The organism is Dysgonomonas mossii (assembly GCF_004569505.1).
Taxonomy (GTDB): domain Bacteria; phylum Bacteroidota; class Bacteroidia; order Bacteroidales; family Dysgonomonadaceae; genus Dysgonomonas.
Window position 1 is genome coordinate 155598 of record NZ_SPPK01000004.1, and the last position, 22909, is coordinate 178506.

At 34.2% G+C, this 22909-nt stretch carries 16 protein-coding genes; 6 read left to right on the plus strand and 10 right to left on the minus strand.

Annotated elements, in window-relative coordinates; translation table 11 throughout:
- Nucleotides 1-23 precede the first annotated feature (23 nt).
- The 7 genes from E4T88_RS12825 to E4T88_RS12855 form a co-directional block, all read right to left on the minus strand.
- On the minus strand, nucleotides 24-995 hold the full coding sequence (locus E4T88_RS12825; protein ID WP_135106038.1) for a FimB/Mfa2 family fimbrial subunit: 972 nt from the start codon (nucleotides 993-995) through the stop codon (nucleotides 24-26).
- A gap of 98 nt (nucleotides 996-1093) precedes the next feature.
- Nucleotides 1094-2728 carry an Mfa1 family fimbria major subunit gene (locus E4T88_RS12830; RefSeq protein WP_135106040.1) on the minus strand — a complete coding sequence of 545 codons (1635 nt, stop codon included), beginning with the start codon at nucleotides 2726-2728 and terminating at the stop codon, nucleotides 1094-1096.
- Nucleotides 2729-2793: 65 nt separating this feature from the next.
- Nucleotides 2794-4257 (minus strand): DUF3868 domain-containing protein, encoded by a 1464-nt coding sequence (locus tag E4T88_RS12835; RefSeq protein ID WP_135106042.1) that lies wholly within the window; start codon nucleotides 4255-4257, stop codon nucleotides 2794-2796.
- 6 nt (nucleotides 4258-4263) lie between these two features.
- Complete coding sequence (locus E4T88_RS12840) at nucleotides 4264-4851, minus strand: DUF3575 domain-containing protein (RefSeq protein WP_185146744.1); 588 nt, start codon at nucleotides 4849-4851, stop codon at nucleotides 4264-4266.
- A gap of 765 nt (nucleotides 4852-5616) precedes the next feature.
- Complete coding sequence (locus tag E4T88_RS12845; RefSeq protein WP_135106046.1) at nucleotides 5617-6642, minus strand: helix-turn-helix domain-containing protein; 1026 nt, start codon at nucleotides 6640-6642, stop codon at nucleotides 5617-5619.
- A 974-nt stretch (nucleotides 6643-7616) separates the two neighbouring features.
- Nucleotides 7617-9581 carry a transglutaminase family protein gene (locus tag E4T88_RS12850; protein ID WP_135106048.1) on the minus strand — a complete coding sequence of 655 codons (1965 nt, stop codon included), beginning with the start codon at nucleotides 9579-9581 and terminating at the stop codon, nucleotides 7617-7619.
- Nucleotides 9578-11404, minus strand: a complete 1827-nt coding sequence (locus E4T88_RS12855) for a DUF3858 domain-containing protein (protein ID WP_135106050.1) — start codon at nucleotides 11402-11404, stop codon at nucleotides 9578-9580. Before E4T88_RS12855 ends, E4T88_RS12850 begins: the two co-directional genes overlap by 4 nt.
- Nucleotides 11405-11586: 182 nt before the next feature.
- Between E4T88_RS12855 and purH the strand changes: the two genes are divergently transcribed.
- The 6 genes from purH to rodA all read left to right on the plus strand — a co-directional run bounded on the left by purH (nucleotide 11587) and on the right by rodA (nucleotide 19027).
- The gene (purH, locus tag E4T88_RS12860) at nucleotides 11587-13110 is read left to right on the plus strand and encodes a bifunctional phosphoribosylaminoimidazolecarboxamide formyltransferase/IMP cyclohydrolase (protein ID WP_135106052.1); all 1524 of its coding nucleotides are present in this window, start codon (nucleotides 11587-11589) and stop codon (nucleotides 13108-13110) included.
- Between the two features lie 33 nt (nucleotides 13111-13143).
- Nucleotides 13144-14169 (plus strand): rod shape-determining protein, encoded by a 1026-nt coding sequence (locus E4T88_RS12865; RefSeq protein ID WP_006843992.1) that lies wholly within the window; start codon nucleotides 13144-13146, stop codon nucleotides 14167-14169.
- A gap of 64 nt (nucleotides 14170-14233) precedes the next feature.
- The gene (mreC, locus tag E4T88_RS12870; RefSeq protein WP_135106054.1) at nucleotides 14234-15094 is read left to right on the plus strand and encodes a rod shape-determining protein MreC; all 861 of its coding nucleotides are present in this window, start codon (nucleotides 14234-14236) and stop codon (nucleotides 15092-15094) included.
- Between the two features lie 16 nt (nucleotides 15095-15110).
- Nucleotides 15111-15605 carry a rod shape-determining protein MreD gene (mreD, locus tag E4T88_RS12875; protein WP_228093915.1) on the plus strand — a complete coding sequence of 165 codons (495 nt, stop codon included), beginning with the start codon at nucleotides 15111-15113 and terminating at the stop codon, nucleotides 15603-15605.
- Nucleotides 15587-17563, plus strand: coding sequence for a penicillin-binding protein 2 (mrdA, locus tag E4T88_RS12880; protein ID WP_135106058.1), 1977 nt, complete (start codon nucleotides 15587-15589; stop codon nucleotides 17561-17563). Before mreD ends, mrdA begins: the two co-directional genes overlap by 19 nt.
- A gap of 6 nt (nucleotides 17564-17569) precedes the next feature.
- Nucleotides 17570-19027: a rod shape-determining protein RodA gene (gene rodA, locus E4T88_RS12885; RefSeq protein ID WP_135106059.1), complete on the plus strand. Its 1458-nt coding sequence runs from the start codon at nucleotides 17570-17572 to the stop codon at nucleotides 19025-19027.
- Between the two features lie 3 nt (nucleotides 19028-19030).
- On the opposite strand, the gene E4T88_RS12890 is transcribed toward rodA, so the two are convergent.
- The 3 genes from E4T88_RS12890 to E4T88_RS12900 form a co-directional block, all read right to left on the minus strand.
- A complete protein-coding gene (locus E4T88_RS12890; protein WP_135106061.1) occupies nucleotides 19031-20047 on the minus strand; it encodes an ABC transporter ATP-binding protein in 1017 nt (338 codons plus the stop codon).
- An 89-nt stretch (nucleotides 20048-20136) separates the two neighbouring features.
- Nucleotides 20137-21168 (minus strand): iron chelate uptake ABC transporter family permease subunit, encoded by a 1032-nt coding sequence (locus tag E4T88_RS12895; protein WP_135106063.1) that lies wholly within the window; start codon nucleotides 21166-21168, stop codon nucleotides 20137-20139.
- Nucleotides 21169-21218: 50 nt separating this feature from the next.
- Nucleotides 21219-22853 carry a dipeptidase gene (locus E4T88_RS12900; RefSeq protein WP_135106065.1) on the minus strand — a complete coding sequence of 545 codons (1635 nt, stop codon included), beginning with the start codon at nucleotides 22851-22853 and terminating at the stop codon, nucleotides 21219-21221.
- Between the last annotated feature and the right edge of the window lie 56 nt (nucleotides 22854-22909).

Genomic DNA, 22909 nt, shown 5'->3' on the forward strand with positions numbered 1-22909 from the left:
TTAAAGCAAAGAATGCTTTATAATTATAAATCTGTGCTATAGCTATGTACAAGCCAGTTGTTTACATAGATTGCGCAACTGAAATTTGTCCCGCACTCTGCACAGTAATCTTTAAGTACAAATTTTATTGTAAAATCGTTTTCACAATTCAAATTAATTCCTCCATTAATAGTATTCATCAAAATACTACCTATAAGGTCTCCATTAAATACTTGCTGACCTGTTTTGGGATAATTGATAGTCAAATTATTATGATATCCGGTAACAAGCTCTAAAATAGAGAAATTCCATGTTACACTATTATCTGTGTAAACAGTATTTTGTTGAGGATAATATATTACAGGGGAATTATATGGCATAGAACCATCTATATTTATAGTTCCATTAGCCGATGATACAGCCACAGCTAAATCTTGAGGCTTTAACTCTGTGATTGTTGAATCAAATTCGACAATCACTTTAACACGATTGGTTAACTCGCGCAAATTGATTTTAGTATGCTTATATAGTGATCCACTTTTTTCAGGATCGGGCAAAAATACCGTTGGGCTTTCACCTTGCCAAATGCGTTCAGTATTGCCTAAACTAGCCGCTCTACTTTCTGATGACTTAATAGCTAACATTACATCTTTTTTTGTTGTAATGCCTGAAGAGAAAGTGCTTCTTGTAAAGTTTTCGTTTACTCCTGTCCATGCAATAAATGAGAAGTTTCCGTTCGAAACAGGAACAAGCACTTCAAAATCGCGGTTAAGAGTTACATTCTGCTTGCTCACTGAAGTTACAAGTTTACCCTCTTCATCAAACGCAAACACTGTGAGTGATGATGCTTCACCTATGAACGTTGAATCTACAGCACAAGGTGTCATTGAAAAAAACTTCACATATACACCTTGGGGACAGTCTTCTAAGTCGTCATAAATAAGAGAATCACACCCCCAAAAAATTGCGCTTAATGTTAACGCGGTCATCAATATCTTAATTCGCAAATTCTTCATTTGTTGCATTTTGTATATAATTGATGTTTTAAAAGACTGGGGGAAAAAGGAATCCTTACTTCCCCCAGATATAATTAGAATTATAAATTTTCTATAAATCAGATTCCCAGATCAATACTGTAAGAATGAAGTTGCCAAGGCAATACTGTAACATCTACACTCATCCATGTTTCAGGAGTAGTCAACGGATCTGTTGGATCTACTGGATTTTCCGGTTCCTCTACACCTGGTACGTTTGGCCTAGGATCGGGATTCAATGGTTTTTTAGGACCATTCGGATTTGATGGATCTACCGGTTCTCCTTTTGGATTATTGGGATCTTCAGGGAACAATGGATTCCAGTTAGTTCCTAAATTTTTAAATCCTGTAATATGGATATGATATACATTATTTCTTACAACCGGAGAATTATACCATGTAGGAATATTATCAGGATTAACCCATGCATAATACAATACTTTACCTTTTACATATCTTGCTACAGTTTGTCCGGTTACACCACCTTTGCTTGGTGTTACTGCATTTGCAGCGCTCACATAAAATTTACCATTCGCTCCTACGAAGAAGTCATCACCTGCTGTATAAGTTTCTCCGTCAGCAAAAGCCGCAGCAGAAGGAGTGAATTTAGCTCTGATAAGAACATATGCAGTGTTACCCTTCTTGTAACCGGATTCATTTCCGGCTCCATAGGCGTGAGTGTTTGGCAGGATAAATTTACCGGATAAGCTAGCTTCTAATTCATCAGTTATAGCCGATGATGGATTTGTTGCATAGTCACTCATAGTAGCAACATTAGTTCCTCCAAACTGAGTTGTTGGATCATATTCTTCGAATAAACCTGAGTAATCATATTTCGAACTGGAACCTGTAATTTCGGTACCCCAATATTGAGCATCGGTAGTTGGTACCCATCCAAAATTAGGTGTTGCGAAATCAGCTTTACGTTGAAGATAAAGAGAGCTTTCTCCTTGTGCCAATACCCATTTGATTTCAGAAATTGTACCTAAGATGGTAGAACCGTTTCCTGCAGGAACATCATAAGTTAGTCCTTCTGTGGATACCATAACACGTCCAACAGTTCTTTCTACAACTAGACTAACACGGTTTTTAGGAGATGCAGTGGCAGTAGTTTCAGCAGCAGACACATTATTTACGACATCAATTGTTTTAGGTTCAACACAAGTCATTAGAATTTTCTCGTCTGTTGTTCCATTTTTTATAGCTAATTTTTCGGCAGAAGTACTTACAGTTGTACTTGTACCCGAATTAGCTATATACAAAGCAGCTTGAGCATATGCATTCTCGAATTCAGCAACAGGTGTTTTAGCCAAAGCATTTTCAACCTCTGTCGTTCCATTTATTAATACATAAACCTTTTTAACTCCGGCAGTTGTTTTAATGGCGGCCGATTCTTGAGGAACTAGAGTCACCTGCCCACTTATTACTTCTTTTTTATAATCCGTTCCTACATTAAAAGATTGAGCAGTTACGGAAGCACCGTCAATAAGATAAATAGCCACTTTGGTAATGTCATCTCTTCCCGCCCATTCTCCAATCAAACGATAGTCGTCCGGTAAACTTTTTCTTGTGTTCGAAGACATACTAAGAGTGATACTAACATTTGTAGTAGCCTCTTGTTCAGTAGGTGAATTTAAATTATTATCATCGCTACAGGCTGTAAAAGCAAGCCCTAGGACTAGTACAGCTATTAAGAATAGTTTTGCTTTTTTCATTCTTTTTAAATTATTACGTCATGTTTTACTTTCTGAAATTTTACAATTAAATATTTTGCTTATATTTATTTTATATTGGTTGCTTTTTGTAGTGTTTCAAGATTTTTCTTTCCATCGACGCTGCCACTATCGGCTGCTTTCGCAAAATAATCTAAAGCTTTCTCTGTATTTCCTTTTAATATATAGGCTACACCAAGGTTATTCCAAGCTTTAGGATTACGTTCTATTTTATTTAGACGGTCAATCGCAGCATCTAGATTTTTACCTTCAATATCTGCAGCGGCAGAGTTCATTATAGCGATATCACTTTCAGGATACAATCTTACTGCAATATCAAACACTTCTCTAAATTCTTTGCTACTAGTTGGATAGCTATGGGCTACCAGATACATTTCATTCAAACTAAGTAGTTTTGGATTTGTTTTAATAATCTGTCTGGCTTCTTCAACATTAAATGGACGAACAACATAAGCAATAGCATATTCTGTACGGCGTAATGGAGGATAATATTCGTTCAATAATGTACGGTAGGTTTCTCCATTCGATAACCTCTTTAGTTTTGCATCGCGAGCATCAGGGTTCGAGGTCTTATCTATTATGTCTAAAATAGCTTGTTTATTAGATAAATTAGATGCAGAAACAGCATTTTTCAACCCTGCCCAATCTTCACCAAAGCCCTCTACAGTAAATTTATTGCGGGTGATGCCAAATTTTGTAACAAGATAGTCGGCAAAAGAATTAGCCCTGTTTTCTGATAGTACTTTGTTATGCTCAAATCCGCCTTCGGGAGAAGCGTATCCTGCGATACTAAATTCAGTTATCTGTAGATCATTATTGTTTTGTATTTCGCCAATAACTCTGTCTACTTGATCGAACTCACTCTGATTGTTTCCGAAATCACGAAGTAGCTCATAACGATCGACAATATAATTAAATGTTGCAGTATGTCGGTCTTTTCGAGCTTTTACCTCTACTTCAGGCACAATAAATGAGAGTTGATAAGATGCTAGATCTCTTTTTGGTAGTATGTTTTGCGCTATTAGCTGATCGTCTGATACGGTATAACAATTTGCACAACCAGAGATTGTTCTCAACATAGATATGGAAGCATCGTCCATCCATGCTCTGTAAGGTACAGATACATTATAGTCTACGGATTGAGCTGTGTTGTTATTTCTTTTTATTATAGCATTAGGCTCAGTACTAAAAGGAAGATCTTTTCCGAATGCGCTGTTACGATTCAATATTTTATTTCGTAAGCTCCCTGTTACAACGACAGGAGGGAGGCTTAGACTATCCAGTTTGTTTTGATTAGACTTAAGTATTGGAGTTAAAATAACCATGTCATTTCTATTTACATGTATTTCATCCAGAATGACATCCATTTTAATGGCAACTTTATTATCTTGTTTAATAAAGTGCTCTCCAGATACTTTAACTTGCTCGGATTGCGCTTGTGAGTGTACAGGTATTATAAATCCTGCCAACGATACAAACAAATATATTTTTAAGATTATAGTTCTTTTCATGAATCTTTATTTTAAGAAATAAATAAAAGATAGGCCTAGCTTGGTTACTCCCCAATAATTATAATTTCCTTCATCTAACTTTGTACCGCATTCTTCGCATGGATACTCATCATAATGAATACGAGCATAACCGGCTCCGATATTGAATTCAAAATTCCAACGGTTACTGATTACCCATTGATAACCATAACTTATACCGCCTCCGTATAGATAACCTTCATACCTTTTATCTTTAAGGACATCTAAACGTCCGATAGGAATATCCCAGCCTCCCACATTGAATTGAGAAGCATGTGCGTGTATTCCTAAGAAATGTCCGTTAAATGATTCACAAAACCACCAACGGTATTCGGGTTGAACAAGCCAATGCTTAAAATTCTTATTATCGGAAAAAGAGAATACATTTAATCCTCCGCCAATTTCTAGCGTACTCTTTTTACTTAAACCAACTTCTATCCCTAAGTTAGGCGTTGTGGTTGCCCAATAAGCTAGATTTGTTTTTATAGCTATTTCCTGACTTTTTACAACAGTAGAAAAGCTAAAAAAAATCAAAAAGGCTAAACAGGCACTTCTTAATTGTTGATAAATATTCATTTTCTTGATATATATAATGACCAGTGTTTTGTTAATAAATTCGAAAGGCATTTCCTGTAATTTTATAAAAAATGAAATCGATTAACTCTATTTCTTTACTGTTATAGCAACATTTATCTCTACAGTTTGTATCTAAACCGCGTTTAATATAAAATTTGCGCATATTTGTAATCTTTTATTCTATTATATGTAGCCACTATTTATTTTTATTTCATAAAATTTAGAAAATCTTTATTGAAAATTAAATAATTAAAAGGCTGTTTATGTTATTTTGCTTTGTACAAATATCTATTTATATAACTTTATTATATGTGCATTTTTGTAGAATATTGCAGTTTTTAGTTTCTAATTTCCATGTATTTTCATAATATTATAGTATAATGTGATATGTGGTAATGGTTAAAATGCAGAAATTGTTGTTTTATTTATTTAATTAATATGTAAATGCATTTTATGATTCTTTAATACATATATGTATTTTAATTTATTTTATAAATAGTTCAGATAAAGTGAAAACTTATTTTGCTGAAGAAAAAATGTCACAAAGTCAAATTACCTCTAATTATTTTAGAGGCTTTTCTACTATTTTTTTAGAGTTAATTCTTATATGTTAGTTGGTTAGCTGGATGGCGGTTACTTAGTATTGATATGTGTAAATGAAAAACACCTTACACTATTATTTATAAATACTGTGCAAGGTGTATATTGTCAATTTTAAATTGTATCTGATTTTCTTTTCGTGTTTTGTATATACAAAATGTAGAATTAAGGATGTATAGTATTAATAATATTTTTTTGTTCCTTAAAAAAATTGTGTCTTTGAATTTCTCCGCCAAAAGTAATAAGGGTAGAGTATCTTTTTAATGATTCAATCCATTCATTATGAACATTTCTAATGTTTTTATTCTGAGAATTCATACCACTGATTCCATAAATAGCGAGATGTGCCAGAGAGATACCATTACCTTCAAGTAATACATACGATGATTCAATATCTACATTCGATAAATAAAGGAATAGGTCTGCTTCGTTTGCATATTGTCCTGATACAGTATATGTATATAATTCGTTTAACAAATCGTTTAATTCATCTTTTAAAGAGATTAAATCATGTTCATCTAGTAAATTGAGATTGTAGAAATAATTGATTTCTCTAATAATAGACGAGAATATATCATGACTGATGATGACGCTGGAATGTCTTATTTTTTTTAGTTCCGAAGTTAATATTTTTTGAGTGTTAAAAACCTCTTTATCAATAATAAAGTCTTTGAATGGTAGAGGTTGACTTTTCTTAATTTGATAAGCGTATTTAAAAAGCCTGAGCTTTGATAAGTTTTGATGATGTAAATAAAACAGATAAGGTAGGTTACTAAAAGCACACTTTAACACTGAATCTTTGGTTTTGTTTATATTTTTGATGATTTTGATATCATTCTCCAATGTTTTGGTATATGCACTGTTTATCTGGTTTGCATCTATTAAATTAATCTCAAAAATAGCTTTCTCATTTATTTGGGACCCAATAATATTATCAACCGAAAATGATAAAGTCTTGGCAATCAATGCAACTTCGTCAAAAGAAAAGCGAACCTCTCCTCTAAGTCTTCTATAAACCGACTCTTTACCAAGGCAGAGGATGTCTGCAAGAACTGAAGCTACTTTTTCTTTGTCTGATTTAGTTAGTGTTTCTTTTTCTACAATTACTGTTCTGATGGCATTAATTAGTTTTTTATGAACTGTGTTATCTATTTTTGTCTCCCTCACATTATTAAAATCTAAATTATTCATTTTATTTCCTCTATAATATTAGTATTTAGTATTTTATCAAAAGAAAAAAGTGTGTTTTTATAATCTCAATGCCTAAGTTGAGTTAAGACTTAAATGTTTGTGACTAATTAAAGTGTATTCTTTTGTTTAATTGCAAAAATACAGATTGCTTAATGATGTGTAGTTTCATTTTTTGAGTATTATACACATGTTTTTTTCTAAAATCCTATTATTCTTAAATTTAAAACCATATTGTATTATTTATATAATCCGAATTCGTATTTAATCTATTTATATTGTTAAAAATGCATTAATCGTTGTTTTATGGGGTTTATGATGCAAATATTGACTTTGAAAAAAATAAGGATTTCTTTGTTTTTATAATATTAATAATTATAGAAGGAAGATAATAGATAGAAAGTGATGATTTCTTCTGATTGTTTTTTACCAGATAATGGCTACTTTGTTGATACAGTTTAAGAATATGAGCTTGTTATTACTCATAATTGGTCGAGATATACCCTAAAAAAGCCAAATAAGAGATGCCTCCAGCTTTAATAAGGTTTACCTATAATTCACTATACCATATTGAGGGAAAGGGTATTACTATGCACACATACATAATCTCTTAATATACATTATTAAGATTCACTTTCCGATAAAAAACTAACCCTTTTATACTTCTTATTTAAAAACAGCAACAAAAGAATAAAAAAAATAGGACTTTATTGTATCTTTTTGAATTGTTTATATATAAATATTATTTATTAGTATCATACATCTTTTTCTTTGTGGTTTATGTTACTGGTTTATAGATTGTTATTGTTTTTTTTCTATGGTGTCTGATTCAATTGTGTACAATGATGATTATCTAGTATTAGCGTAATTGATACGTTCATATAGTATTAAAAATAAAGGAGCAGAAAGATTAACTCCTTCTGCTCCCTTATTAAAAATAGATCTTATATTATTCGTTTTATATATACTCTGAAGAGTTACTCTTTCTCAAGAATAACCATCTCAGAAAACCTTTTTATTGCCTCAGAAAAAGACATTTTCAGGCTAATATAGTTTTGAGGTTGATATATATTCTGTTTAAGAGTATAACCTGCGTTTATTATTATTTTATTATTGTCTTTTTGTACTGTATATTGTATTGAGACCAGGTTGTCATCTACAATATAAGGTGATGGTAAATAATTAATCTTATACCCTTCAGGAATATTTATTTCAGATCGATAAAAATCACTTTGCATGTATATCATATCTACAGGTAATGTCCGCTTGGTTTGCTTAAAAGGGTTATCGCTGATGGATAAGTTGCAAAATGGATGAATAAATAATTTATCCGATAAATTTTCGACAGAAGCATCAAATGCGAAAGAGAAAACAAAAGGTTTGTCTAAGTCATCATTTTCATCTATATTGATATTGCCTTTTACATCAATATTGTTATTACTTTTCAATTCTTTTTGCAAATTTTCTATTTTTCCTAGATATGTTGAACGATAATTATATGCTTTTTGTCCTCTCCCGGCAAATCTGGCTTTTACGTTCATTTTACTTTCTTCCGGAATAATATCTAGAATAAAATTCTTCTGTGAAATGGAAAGTTCTTTTTGTCGGATACTAACCCATTCTTCAGATTTAGGTTTTACTACAAGCCCATTTACATTGAGGCAGCGTTCAGGAAGATCACTATAGTAAAGTAACGGTTCGGTGGCGTCGAGATAATATATTTTTTCTCCAATTCTCACTAGGACTATTGTATAATTAAAGAACTGTTGAAAAGGATGAGATAAGCTTATCGATCCGTTCTTTCTTGTACTTAATATTATAGGATATGCTTCTAGTCCCGCAGAACGGAGTAGCCCGGTTAGGAATAGGTTTATATTGGCAACATTCCCCGTTTGTTTTTTTATAAAATCGGAAACACTATATTCACTGAGTTTACCATAGTTTCCATTCCAATTATATCTTTCTTTTACATATTTAGTTATAGCCTCCACTTGTTCCAGAGGTGTTTTACTTGCGATATCTAAAGTGGGCAGTATTTTTTTTCCTTCTTTTTCACTATTCTTTATGTACTTTCCGAAATCATTATCTTTCAAGAAATCATCACACATAGCAGGCCAGGTAGTCATGATTTCTTTGCTGCCTCCTCTTGGATAATATATTTTAGATAGCTGGAAGTAAAGACTTATCAAATAATCCTGTTCGGAAGTAATGTACTCTTCGTCTTTAAATGCGGGAAGGTTTTTTAATCCAAACTCATATTGCATTTCTTTATAAACTAAATGACCAAAGCGAATTTCGTCATTTAGTGGTGTTGCTTTATACTCGTCAAATTTATTTATACTTCTTAGTATATATGTATACTCATAGTATGGTATAGCTTTATATTTTAATTTGCTATAAACAACAGGTATTTTCTTTTGAAAATCCCATTTTCTCATGTTAAAAAAGTAAGGAGTCGTAATTAGATATTTGTATTCGATTACCGAACCTTCGCGGACATCAGCTAATGCGACCTTTTTTATACTCAGATTATTGCTAACCTTTTCTTCGTATATGTTTTTAGGATCGAGAATTGTTTTTGTTAATTGTCCTCCTTCCATGTTGTATGTTATGGCTTCTATTTTTTCGATAGACTCCCATTCTCTATTCTCTGAATAGTAAGGTATTTCGAAGTTGGCGTATTTTGTGCCTGCTTGTTTCAGTATTTTAATTTTTACTTTACGTTCCATCGATAACAAAAAGCCTCGAGTTTCGTCTGGTCTAAAATAATAATCACCCAAGTCGTATATCACCACAGCTTCGGCATCTTTGTCTTGCTCATATTGTGACATTGACATTTCATACTGTGTGACTTTGCCGAATTCTTGCGAATAATTGACCTGAGAGTATCCACTTATAATAGATATTATAAATAGGATAGAAGCTGTAATTGTCTTTTTCATATGTACTGTAGGTATATTTTTTTTAGTTCATTATTCTTTACAGTCGTTATAAAATCATAGAATTCTTTATATTCAATAAGGTTGTATCTCCCCGATGAAATCAGTATCGATTTATATATATAAACTTCATTGTTTTTTTGCTTATAACTTATAGAGTATTTTCCATAATCAGATTCCATATTTATATCTTCCGGCAATTTTACTTTTTTGTCGTCAGGTAAGGAATAGCAAATAGTATCTTTATAAAAACTTGGATAATCTATTTGGAGATCACTTTTTCGTGTATCAGGTGTCTCGTAGGTAGGTATCTCTATAGAAAAAGGCTCAATAACTAAGTTGTCCCCATATTTTTTCAATAAATTATGAAACAGACACTCAGCATTCAGCTTTATAGAAGGATTGTCATAAGCAGCCTTCTCTAAATTGAAATTAATAAGATCGTATGAGCCTGTCAAAATAGTATTTCGTATATATTTATCAATCGTATTTTTATTAATATCGGAAGCCAGATAGATTAAACTTTCATAATTGTCGCCTCTAGCTGTTGATGTAAGTTTTATGTTAGACGTTTTGAGATCAACAAGAATCGAACGGCTGCATAATATATCGTTTGGGTTTAAGGGTGGAATGTTTACAAAATGGCTGTTATTTTCATCAATAAGTAAAGCTTTACGAGCTTGAGTAAATGTCCCCATGTATCCGAATGGCGTATTTTTTGAAGTACACTCAAGGTAAACCGTATCTTTTTCGAAAGGAATTGTAAGAATAGCATGATTGAATACCTGAGAAGGGAAAGTCGTATCTACGTCAACTATTTGTCCTCCTGCAAATATTAATGTGTAATATGATTTTATTCCTGCATATTTGAGCATTGCCTGCATGTAGTTGGTGAGAGCTTTACAATCTCCATATTTGTTGGTACAAACATAACTGGCCGGATATGTTTGCATTCCTCCTATATTGATGCTAACGTTTATGTAGCGAGTATAATCCTGTAGATATTGATATAAGATTTTTGCCTTTTCTTTATCATCTGTTACGCCTGACAGTAACGAGTTTATCTTTGCTTGCTCTGATGCGGGTAGGATATCTCTGCCTCTATTTAATCTGTATACCCACTTTCCAAATGATTTCCAATTCTCATTGTTGCCCTCTACTCCATATTTGAAATTGATAGGAGCAGCGTGTATTATGGGAGCTTCGGTATTGTTTGGTGAAGCGTTTAGTTCTTTTGTTTTAAGAGGTCTATAATTATATTTCCAAACATATCTGATATTATTGTTTATAGTATCTATAACCGGAGGATCAGTGTTTCTTTGTTTAAATGTAATAGGCAGATCTATTGGTGCTTCAGCGACAAGTTCTCCTGAGATTATAGGTGTCCGTGAATTTGTATAATTGAGAGAGGCAAGACTAAGAAATTTAGAATAAATTACTCTGAACGAATAGACAATTCTGTAAGGATATTGATTGTGTTTCAGTTCAAAAGTTTTAACAAAATCATCTTCGTATAAAGAGATATTTGAAATAGAGCTTCTGTCTGTTATTTCTTTATTCTTTAATTTTCTTACAATATTGCCCTGCATATCTTCTATCCAGGCATCTCCCACAGAAACTTTATCGCCTTTGCTATAGTTGATAAGTATCTCGGCATCATGATCGCCCATTCGTTCATTAATCTGTAATATAACAGAATCTGTTCTTATCAATTTGTCACCTTTGATTTGGTTATAACTTTTATACTTTATATATTCACTTCTGAAATCTTGAGATACAGCAAAAAGAGGTATTATATATAAGATTACAATTGCGACAAATTTCATGATTAACAAGCTAAGTAGGTAAATTAAGATTTGTTTGTAAATATATAAAAAATGTGAACGCAATATTGAATTTTTGTTGATTTATGTAACAAAATGTATTCTTCAAAAATTATACTAAAAAGGGTAAGTAATACTAATAGTTTTTTTAACTTTGTATCCCTAAAAAAGGATATTAACACACCATGTCTTTAGAGAAAAAAATTAAAACCGCATTAGTCTCAGTTTATCATAAAGATGGCTTAGATGAAATTTTGAGAAAGTTAGATAGTTTGGGAGTTCGCTTTGTGTCGACAGGTGGAACCCGAAATTTTATAGAGTCGCTAGGCTTCGCTTGTGATGCAGTGGAAGATGTAACAGGATACCCCTCGATTTTGGGTGGACGAGTTAAAACATTACACCCTAAAATATTCGGAGGTATACTCTGTCGTAGAGAACTTTCGGAAGATATGAAGCAAATAAAAGCGTACGACATACAAGAGATTGACCTCGTTATTGTAGATTTATATCCTTTTGAAGAAACTGTTGCCTCAGGAGCAGGAGAACAAGATATAGTTGAAAAAATAGATATTGGCGGTATTTCATTGATTCGCGCGGCTGCAAAAAACTTTAAAGATGTAGTAATTGTAGCTTCAAAGAATCAATATGCTCCTTTAATGAGTCTTTTGGAAGAAAAAGGTGGAAAATCAGATATTACAGATCGTAAATTCTTTGCAAAAGAAGCGTTCTCCGTATCATCATCATACGATACTGCGATCTTTAATTATATGGATAATTATGAAGGATCGGCATTTCGCTACGCAGAAGATGATGCAATGCACCTCAGATATGGAGAAAATCCGCATCAGAAAGGAACTTTTTACGGAGATTTCAATGCGATGTTCGATCAATTACACGGACGTGAAATATCTTATAATAACTTGTTAGATATCGAAGCCTCAATAAGTTTGATCAGTGAGTTTGACGAAACCACTGTAGCTATATTGAAACATAATAATGCTTGTGGTATCGCTTCGAGAGAAACAGTAGTTGAAGCATGGAAAGATGCATTGGCTGGAGATCCTGTTTCCGCTTTCGGTGGAATTATTATAAGTAATAGAAAAATAGATAAGGTAGCAGCTGAAGAAATAAATACTATTTTCTTTGAGATTGTAATTGCTCCCGAATATGATAAAGAGGCTTTAGAAATACTAGAACAAAAGAAGAATCGTATTATTCTGGTGCAAAAACAGCCTTTAGAGGGAACTAAACAATTCCGTTCATTACTGAATGGTGTTTTGGTTCAGGATAAAGACCTTAGTATACAAGCTGCTTCAGATTTGAAACTTGTTACAAACAGACCTTTACAAGGAACCGAAGCTGAAGATTTGCTATTTGCGAATAAACTTGTAAAACATACGAAGTCGAATGCTATTATTCTCGTTAAAAATAAGCAACTTTGTGCAGGTGGTACAGGACAAACATCTCGTGTTGACGCTCTCAAGCAAGCTATAGAAAAGGCCGATGCTTTTGGCTTTAAGCTTGATGGTGCTGTAATGGCTTCTGATGCCTTTTTCCCTTTTCCAGACTGTGTCGAGATCGCAGGAAATACAGGTATCACAGCTGTGGTTCAACCGGGAGGATCTATAAAAGACAATCTATCAGTAGAATATTGTAACGAACACAATATATCTATGGTTATGACAGGAGTACGTCATTTTAAACATTAAATGTAATTGTAAATAAGCAAATATAACATCAATATGGGATTATTCTCTTTTACTCAGGAAATTGCGATGGACCTTGGCACTGCCAATACTATCATCATACATAACGACAAAATTGTTGTCGATCAGCCATCAGTAGTGGCTTTGGAACGTAAAACAGGGAAAGTCATAGCTGTTGGAGAACAAGCCCGACAGATGCATGGCAAAACCCATGAGGACATAAGAACAATCAGACCGTTGAAAGATGGTGTGATTGCTGACTTTACGGCTGCGGAACAAATGATTCGCGGACTGATAAAAATGTTCAATAACAAAGGACGTTTATTTGCACCCTCATTAAGAATTGTTATTTGTATCCCATCAGGAAGTACTGAGGTTGAAACCCGTGCGATCAGAGACTCAGCAGAACATGCCGGAGGCCGTGATGTTTATATGATATATGAGCCGATGGCTGCGGCACTTGGTATTGGTCTTGATGTGGAAGCACCGGAAGGAAACATGATCGTTGATATAGGCGGTGGTACAACAGAAATTGCTGTAATTTCTCTTGGAGGTATTGTGTCAAATAAATCAATAAAGATTGCAGGTGATGATCTTACTGAAGATATTCAGGAGTATATGGGACGTCAACATAATATTAAAGTAGGAGAGCGCACAGCAGAAAATATTAAAATAGCAGTTGGTGCTGCTTTAACAGAATTACCTGACGAGGATGTGCCTGAAGACTTTATCGTTCATGGTCCAAACAGAATGACATCTTTGCCTATGGATATTCCTGTATCATATCAGGAAATGGCTCACTGTCTCGATAAATCTATTTCTAAAATGGATTCGGCTATCCTAAGTGCTTTAGAACAAACACCTCCTGAGTTGTATGCTGATATTGTTCGCAATGGTATATACCTTACAGGTGGTGGCGCATTGCTGAGAGGTTTGAGCAAACGTTTCTCTGATAGAATCGGTATCGCATTCCATGTAGCAGAAGATCCGTTACATGCTGTTGCCAAAGGTACTGGTATAGCCCTAAAGAATATAGAGAAGTTTAACTTCTTGATGAGATAAAAAGAGAAGTGATTTCTGAACAAATCGCGAATCATAACTATTTTAATATAGATAATTACAGAGAATGCATAACCTAATCAATTTTTTAAGAAAAAATAGCCATTGGTTTGTGTTTATTTTCCTTGAAATAATCTGTTTTTATTTTATATTCAGTAGCAACTCTTATCAAAAGAGTATATTTTTTAACTCTTCCAACGAATTTACTGGAAGAGTTTATACTATTTCAGGAAACGTGCTGTCTTATTTTGGATTAAGGTCGGAGAATGAGGAGTTATTACTGAAAAATGCAGATTTACAGTCTCAAATTGCAGAATTGAAGGACTATATTTATGATCTTGAGAATGATTCCTTAAAGACAAATGCATTTATTACCGACTCTCTGGGCACTAGACAAAAAGAGCCGCATATTATAGCTCGTGTAGAAAATAACACTATATCACAGATTTATAACTTTATTATAATCAATAAAGGGAAGAAAGATGGAGTTCAGACTGATATGGGGGTAGTTTCTCAACAAGGTATAGTAGGTGTTGTTAGGGATGCTACTTTAAATTACGCTGTAGTTCAGCCAGTATTAAATCCTCATAGTAGATTTAGTTGCAAGATATTAAACTCTAATACAGCAGGGACTTTAGTTTGGGAAGGTGGAGACCCTCGATACGCAAGCCTTACTGAATATCCTAAATATGAGAAGGTAGAGAAAGGTGATACTATTGTAACGAGTGGTTTCTCTGATATCTTCCCCGAGGGTATATTTGTAGGTGTAATTGAAGACTATAAAAGCGGCACGAATGATAATTTCTATTCTTTAAAGATCAAATTATCAACAGATTTTGGATCATTGAAAAGAGTTCTTTTACTGAGTGGAAAAGATGATGAGAGAAAAGAATTGGAGCAAAAAATAAAAAATGTTCAAGAGCAGTAATATAAAGTATATAATAATGTTTGTACTGCTTGTATTATTACAAGTATTGGTACTAAATCGGATTTCATTTCTTGGATATGGAGTCCCTTTTGCGTATGTATATTTTATAATAAAATTGCCTATCCGCTCTAATAAAAGTTTAGTTATCTTTTTAAGCTTCTTAATCGGATTTGTTATTGATCTTTTCTGTAATACGCCGGGAATAAACGCTGCAGCTTCTACTTTTGTGGGGCTTGTTCGCTGGCCTGTGCAGAAGTTGTTTTTTATGGTTGACGATTATGATGAGCAAACCCCGAGATTGTCTTTATTAGGAGGTGCATTTATAAGATATGCTATATTTTTGACACTGATTCACCATATTGTACTAATCTCAATTGAATCTTTTTCATATTTCAATTTGGAAATACTTTTGCAACGAATTCTTTTGTCTACTTTACTAACATCATTATTGGTGTTTGCATTTGAAGGTTTATCTTTTAAGAAGAAAAACTCATGGCAAAAAACATCTTAGACCTATCTAAAAGAAAATATGTACTGGGCGGAATAGCCTGTGGCATAATTCTTATATATATAATTCAGCTTTTTAATTTACAAGTGCTTAATCCTGAATATAAGGATTTTGCAGATGGAAATGCATTCTTCAACAGGACATTATATCCGGCAAGAGGAGTCATTTCTGATAGAAAAGATCGGATACTTGTATATAACCAGCCTACATATGATATAGTATACATACCGCGTGAGGTACAGCCTTTTGATACCGTAGATTTTTGTAAGTCATTGAATATAACCAGGGAGCAGTTTGATAAACGCATGAACGACATAAAAGATCGTCGTTTGAATCCCGGATATTCGTCATATACAATGCAAACGTTTATGACTCAACTTACAACTCAAGAGAGTGGTTTATTACAAGAGAAATTGTATAAATTTCCCGGTTTCTTTATTCAGAATAGGACATTGCGGCAGTATAACTATCATAATGCAGGTTTGTTGCTGGGGTACGTAGCAGAAGTAAGCAGAAGTCAACTGGAGAATGATCCTTACTATGTAAGAGGTGATTATGGTGGAAAATCCGGGCTTGAAGCATCTTATGAAAACTATCTTAGGGGAGAAAAAGGTATTGAGGTTTTATTAAGAGACGCTCATGGACGTATTCAAGGGCGATATGAAAATGGAAAGTTTGACAAATCACCCGTATCGGGAAAAAATCTAACACTTTCTGTAGATATAGATCTACAAGCATATGGAGAGTATCTTCTTCAAAACAAAGTTGGATGTGTTGTTATGATCGAACCTTCGACAGGAGAGATATTATGCTTGGTTACATCTCCTACTTATGATCCTTCTATGCTGCTGGGTCGTAACTTTAGTAAGAGCTATAAAGAACTGGAAGATAACCCTCTTAAACCATTATTTAATAGGGCTATACAAGGGATGTATCCTCCCGGATCTACTTTTAAACCAACACAGGGATTGATTTTCCTCCAAGAAGAGATTATTACTTCCAATACATTATATGCGTGTGCAGGAGGGTATCCGCCACTGGGTGGTCGTCCCAAATGTCACCCTCATGGTTCTCCTTTGTCATTAGTTCCTGCTATTGCAACTTCTTGTAATTCATATTTTTGTTATGGATTATCTGCGATGTTAGGAAACAGAAAAAAGTATAAAAGCACTGTTGAAGCTTTTGATATTTGGAAAGATCATATGGTAGATATGGGATTTGGTTATCGCTTAGGTGTAGACTTACCTTCAGAAAAGAGAGGTTTTATTCCTAATGCCAATTTCTATAGCAGAGCTTTTAAAAGGGAGAATTGGAGTGCTTCCAATGTTATTTCTATAGCAATAGGTCAGGGGGAAATAACAGCTACCCCTCTGCAAATAGCAAACTTTGCCGCAAGTATATCTAACAGAGGATTCTACTATGCGCCACATGTTGTGCGTCAGATACAAGATACGCCTTTAGACAGTATATATACGCATCCTCACTATACCGGAATAAAAAAAGAATACTACCAGTATGTAGTAGAGGGGATGGCTCTTGCTGTTACAGGCGGTACATGTAGAGGAGCTAATATACCTGATATTGAGGTTTGTGGTAAGACTGGTACAGCCGAAAATCCACATGGTAAAGATCACTCATTATTTATGGGTTTTGCTCCTAAAGATAATCCGAAGGTGGCTATTTGTGTTATTGTTGAAAATGCAGGATTTGGCGCTACATTTGCTGTTCCTATCGGACGTCTGATGATTCAGAAGTATCTGAAAGGAGAGGTGCCAGCTTCTGATAAATATATTGAAGAAAGAATCGCAACAACGACAATTTTGCCTCAAACATTTTTTAATTGGAATAGGGCTAATAAGAAGTATGATGAGTTTTCTCAGCCTGCGGTATCAAATACAGATGGTGCAGTAGATGAAACATCTATAGAACCATTTTCATTAAACCCTGCTGAAAATCAATAATAAGGAATGTACAGAAGAGAAGATGAACATATAAAAAGCAGTATAGACTGGTTTACCATCGCATTATACCTGATTATGGTATTGTGCGGATGGCTCAGTATATATGGAGCTAGTTATCAATACGGAAGTACTACCAGCATGTTTGATATATCGGGTAGAGCCGGTATGCAATTGGTTTGGATTGGTACATCAATTGTTCTGGGTTTCATAATATTAAAACTGGATAGCAACTTATACGATATATTGGCTTATTATATTTATATAGCTTTTATATTACTTCTTATAGCTACTATATTTCTATCCACAGACATCAGAGGGTCTAGATCGTGGCTCAAAATAACTGATTCGGTGCAAATACAGCCTGCCGAGTTTGCTAAATTTGCAGTAGCTTTAGCTCTGGCAAAGTTGTTGAGCACCTATAACTTTAAATTGCTCACCCCTAAAAATCTGATAACAGTAGCGGGACTTATTCTTCTCCCTATGTTGCTGATCATCATGCAGAAAGAGACAGGTTCTGCGCTTGTATATACAGTCTTCATTTTAATGTTATATAGAGAGGGACTACCCGGAATTATTTTGTTCTTGGGAATATCAGCCATTGCATTTTTTGTAATTGGACTCAAATATTCGGATACAGATATAGGTATAATATCTACAGGTGAGTTTGTTACTATAATTTTAGTTATACTGATTTGTGCCGCATTATTGGTAAGTTATAGGCAAGATAAAGTAGCAGCTCGTAATATTATATTGGGAATGCTTGCGTTATTTGGAATTCCATATCTGATTTCGCTACTGAATGTAAATATTGATTTTGGAATTATTTCACTAATCGCTCTTGGTGTACTTGTAGTATATCTTTTGGTTCTGGCGAAGAAATATTGGTCGAAAGTATATTTTCTGACAGCCGTTTTTGCTATTAGTAGCCTTATATTCGTCAGCTCAATAGATTACCTTTTCTCAGATGTTATGCAACCTCACCAGCAGATGCGTATAAAAGTCACTTTAGGGATGGAAGATGACCTAATGGGAGCGGGGTATAATGTGAATCAATCTAAGATTGCAATAGGCTCAGGAGGGCTTTTAGGAAAAGGATATTTAAATGGTACTCAGACTAAATTGAAATACGTTCCCGAGCAAGATACTGACTTCATATTCTGCACAGTAGGAGAGGAACAAGGATTTGCCGGATCGGTGTTTGTTCTTTTATTATTTTTAGCATTGATTCTACGTTTATTCTATCTGGCAGAGCGTCAAAAAAGTACTTTCGGAAGAGTTTATGGCTATTGTGTTGCTTGTATTTTTCTCTTCCATGTGATGATAAATATAGGAATGGTAACAGGTTTAACCCCTGTTATAGGAATCCCTTTGCCTTTCTTTAGCTATGGAGGTTCTTCTTTGTGGGGATTTACAATCCTTCTATTTATATTTCTGCGTATTGATATGGCAAGAAAACGTAGATAGAAATTATAGTGTTTTGTGCTTTCTCAAAAATGAAGCTAACTGTTCGTAGCTACTAATTTCTATTTTTATTGTATTATACTCTACTATAACTTGTTCAGACGATTGAACTTCAATTCGGAATATAGCATCATTCAAATCCTTAGTTAATGAGAATCCGTTTCTTTCTAATATATTTTTTGTCCAGTGGTGTAATATTCCATCTGCTTTAAGATAGACCTTTCTATTGTTGGCTCTTCTTGGTAAGAAATTGCCTGTATATCTGTCGAATACAACATTATCTCTTTTAAAGAAATCATCTAATGTACCTGACAATACGATGTCTTCAGTTACTCCTGTAGTCAACCCCTTTTCTCTTGATAATAGCCAAAGACGGTCGGCTAGGAGCAAGGCCATATCAATATCATGTGTTGATAATAATATTGTCTTATTTTGATACATTGCCAGATTATGGAGCAAATTCATAATCTCTATACGGCTTTCAATATCTAGAAAAGCTGTAGGTTCATCCAGCAAAACGACAGGGCACTCTTGCGATAAAGCTTTGGCTATCATAGCTTTTTGCCGCTCTCCGTCAGACAATTCAGCTATATAAGAATTAGCCTTATGTGATATTCCTACATCTTCCATTGCTTTCTGAACAATTGATTTATCATTCTCTGATAATTGACCGAAAAATCCGGTGTAAGGATAACGTCCCAGCTCAATAAGTTCTTTGACAAGTAATCCTCCGGCAGAAGTTTTATCAGTTAAGACTAGGCCTAATCGCTGTGATAATTCTTTTTCTGATAAAGATGAGATGCTTTGATCCTCGAAAAGTATATCGCCATCTTGCGCTGGTTGTGATGCACTAATTGTTCGTAATAGTGTCGATTTTCCGGCACCGTTAGCTCCTATCAGACAAACAAGTTCTCCTCTATATAAATTGAATGACAGGTTGTTATAAAGAATATTATTATGCTTAGATTTGGCATAGCCAATACCAATATTTTGAGCCTTAATTACTACTTCTGCATTATTCATAAGTAATCACTACAGTGTATTCAAAAAAGTGAGTAATATTTAATTTACATAAGTAAACTATTTGATATTCAGTTGATTAATTTGTAAACTTAATGGAAATATTGTATTTTTTTCTGATTAAGAATTACATATATTATTACAGGTGCTCCAAAAATAGGAGTGATAGCATTTAATGGTAGTACCCCACTGGCCCCCGGTAATACACAGATCAAATTGCAAAGCAAAGCCATTGCCGAACCAATTAGTATGGTAATAGGTAATAATGATTTATGGTTTGATGTTCCCAATATTAATCTGGCTATATGTGGAACTGCTAGTCCGATAAATGCTATAGGACCACAGAATGCACAAGTTATTGCAGTTATCAGTCCTGCACAGAGTAAGAGTAGAAAGCGAATAAATTTTATATTTACACCTAAGTTTGCTGCATATCTTTCTCCTAATAACAGAGCATTCAAGGGCTTGATTAGTAGGATAGAAAGGAGTAAGCTAACACAGACAACGATGCAATAGAAAGGCAATTGCTCTTTTGATACTCCCGAAAAATCTCCCATACCCCATATCATGAACGAATATGCATCTTCGCTAGTACTCCAAAACTTCAAAATAGATATAATAGAAGATGTAAGATAACCAACCATTATACCAATGATCAGTAACATAACATTATTTTTTATTATAGATGCGAATCCCATGATGATAGCTAAAATAATAGCTGCACCAATGAAAGCACCAAAAACAATAGTCATCGAATAAGACAAATTAAATCCATTTACCGATCCGAAGCTATTTCCTATTAAAAGAATTACTATTGCTACTCCCATGTTTGCACCCGAACTGATACCTAATATTCCCGCATCAGCCAGAGGATTGCGAAATGCTGTTTGCAGCAACAAACCCGAAACAGCAATTGCTCCTCCTGTAAATAGAGCCGTGATGGCCTGAGGTAAGCGAGATTCGAGTATAATATAGGTCCAAGCTTGTTTCTCAACTTCATTTCCTTGCAATATTTGAAAGACAGCTTGCGACGGTATTGATACAGAGCCTAGAAATAGACTTAAAACAAATAGTATAAATATACTTATAACGAATAGAATACTATATGTAAATCCTTTGGACATAAGTACTGAATGTATAAAATAGCCCCTCGTTGTAGGAGGGGCTTGAATATTTAATAAAGAACTTTATATTTATCTCCGGTTTCCTTCACTACCCGCTCATAGAAATCTTTAGGATATCCTACTCGCTGTGGCGAAGATGGTTTTCCATGTTCATTACGGATAAACTCACCATCTTTTTCTTTGCGGACAACACCATCCATATATTTGATGACTAAGAACTCCCCAAGTTTCTTCCATTTTTCAAAAGCATACTGTGCTTGCTTCTCACTATATTTAGTTAAGAATTGAACTGCTTGTTCCGGCGATTTCTTATATAATTCTAATGCCTCCTTTTCAGTACTGCTTTGTTCAGCTAAGAACTTTCCTTCTAATTCATCCTGTACCTTTTTCAAATCAGGATGCATATAATCGTATTTATTATATACCATGTTTGACACCCAATTCTGAATCCAAAAGCTTGATGTCCAAGAGAATGTATACAAATCTCCATTACCTTCACGATAACATTCAGGTACCTCGGTTACAGAACAATACATTGGTGTAAACACAGTTTGAGCAGCATCATCTGTTCCAAACCATAATACTCCACCGATTGAATTTGGTAGCCATGAACGCATCTGAGATGTAAACACAAAACCTGATTGTTGAGTTGCAATAGGGCGTTCGTTACAATATTCCACAGAATCTACTTTCCAAGTAAGTGGAGCCCAGCGATATGGAGATTTGAAAGGACCGGCTCCTATATCGTTGGTCCAATCTAATTCAGTTCCTTCGTAATGGTCTCTCATCATCCCTTGTATATCAGCAAGAGATAATTTCTTATCTGGTTTGATATAAAGAGGCATTGGTTCCTGAGTTTTTCCTTGTGCATAGGTCACAAACTTAGCCATGTCTTTATTGCATTTGTTGAAGAAACTCCAAACGCGAGCTTCACAAAAACGCTGACCTCCAAAATCCAGGGGATTATATACCTTAGAAAAGCTAAAGTCTTCATCTTTACCAGTATAATAACCTTTCTCACGGGCAAAAGAAATAACATCTTTTGAGTAAAGGCAATTTTTTGGATCTTTTAGAGGAAATTGATGTATACGAGATTGGTTTGCATGGGCCGAAATGCAGTCGTCAGGTATACGTACAGCTACCCAAACAGCTCCTTTGTTTCCCTTACCTTTACCAATCATCTCCAAAACCCATATTTCATTCGGGTCACCTATCGAGAATGACTCTCCTCCGCTATAGTAGCCATATTCAGCAACAAGGTCAGTCATTATTTTAATAGCTTCTCTTGCTGTCTTGGCTCGTTGCAATGCGATATATATAAGACTTCCATAGTCGATGATACCATCCGGATCAGCCAATTCTTCACGTCCGCCAAAAGTTGTTTCGCCTATTGTCACTTGATACTCGTTCATGTTACCAACTACATTATATGTTTGGCTAGCTTGTGCTATTTCTCCTAAATATTTTCCGGAATCCCATTCATATACTTTTAGCATTTCTCCTTGTGAGTATTTTTTGGCTGGCCAATGGTACAACTCTCCAAATAGAGCGTAAGAATCTGCCGAATATGTTATCATTGTTGACCCATCGACAGACGCATATTTGCCAACTAAAAAATTTGTGCAAGCAAATATGTGAATCTCGCAGAGAAAACAAAATAACATGAATAATGATATTTTCCTCATAGAATTATAAATTATTGTTATATAAGCGTAAAGATACTTCAATTAATTTATTCCTG

Coding starts and splice junctions, on each gene's coding strand:
- mrdA (WP_135106058.1), top strand. CDS start 15,587: ATGGCAAAAAACATCTTAGACCTATCTAAAAGAAAATATGTACTGGGC.
- rodA (WP_135106059.1), top strand. CDS start 17,570: ATGTACAGAAGAGAAGATGAACATATAAAAAGCAGTATAGACTGGTTT.
- E4T88_RS12850 (WP_135106048.1), bottom strand. CDS start 9,581: ATGAAAAAGACAATTACAGCTTCTATCCTATTTATAATATCTATTATA.
- mreD (WP_228093915.1), top strand. CDS start 15,111: ATGTTTGTACTGCTTGTATTATTACAAGTATTGGTACTAAATCGGATT.
- E4T88_RS12830 (WP_135106040.1), bottom strand. CDS start 2,728: ATGAAAAAAGCAAAACTATTCTTAATAGCTGTACTAGTCCTAGGGCTT.
- E4T88_RS12840 (WP_185146744.1), bottom strand. CDS start 4,851: ATGAATATTTATCAACAATTAAGAAGTGCCTGTTTAGCCTTTTTGATT.
- E4T88_RS12900 (WP_135106065.1), bottom strand. CDS start 22,853: ATGAGGAAAATATCATTATTCATGTTATTTTGTTTTCTCTGCGAGATT.
- E4T88_RS12845 (WP_135106046.1), bottom strand. CDS start 6,642: ATGAATAATTTAGATTTTAATAATGTGAGGGAGACAAAAATAGATAAC.
- E4T88_RS12865 (WP_006843992.1), top strand. CDS start 13,144: ATGGGATTATTCTCTTTTACTCAGGAAATTGCGATGGACCTTGGCACT.
- E4T88_RS12835 (WP_135106042.1), bottom strand. CDS start 4,257: ATGAAAAGAACTATAATCTTAAAAATATATTTGTTTGTATCGTTGGCA.
- E4T88_RS12895 (WP_135106063.1), bottom strand. CDS start 21,168: ATGTCCAAAGGATTTACATATAGTATTCTATTCGTTATAAGTATATTT.
- E4T88_RS12890 (WP_135106061.1), bottom strand. CDS start 20,047: ATGAATAATGCAGAAGTAGTAATTAAGGCTCAAAATATTGGTATTGGC.
- purH (WP_135106052.1), top strand. CDS start 11,587: ATGTCTTTAGAGAAAAAAATTAAAACCGCATTAGTCTCAGTTTATCAT.
- mreC (WP_135106054.1), top strand. CDS start 14,234: ATGCATAACCTAATCAATTTTTTAAGAAAAAATAGCCATTGGTTTGTG.
- E4T88_RS12825 (WP_135106038.1), bottom strand. CDS start 995: ATGAAGAATTTGCGAATTAAGATATTGATGACCGCGTTAACATTAAGC.
- E4T88_RS12855 (WP_135106050.1), bottom strand. CDS start 11,404: ATGAAATTTGTCGCAATTGTAATCTTATATATAATACCTCTTTTTGCT.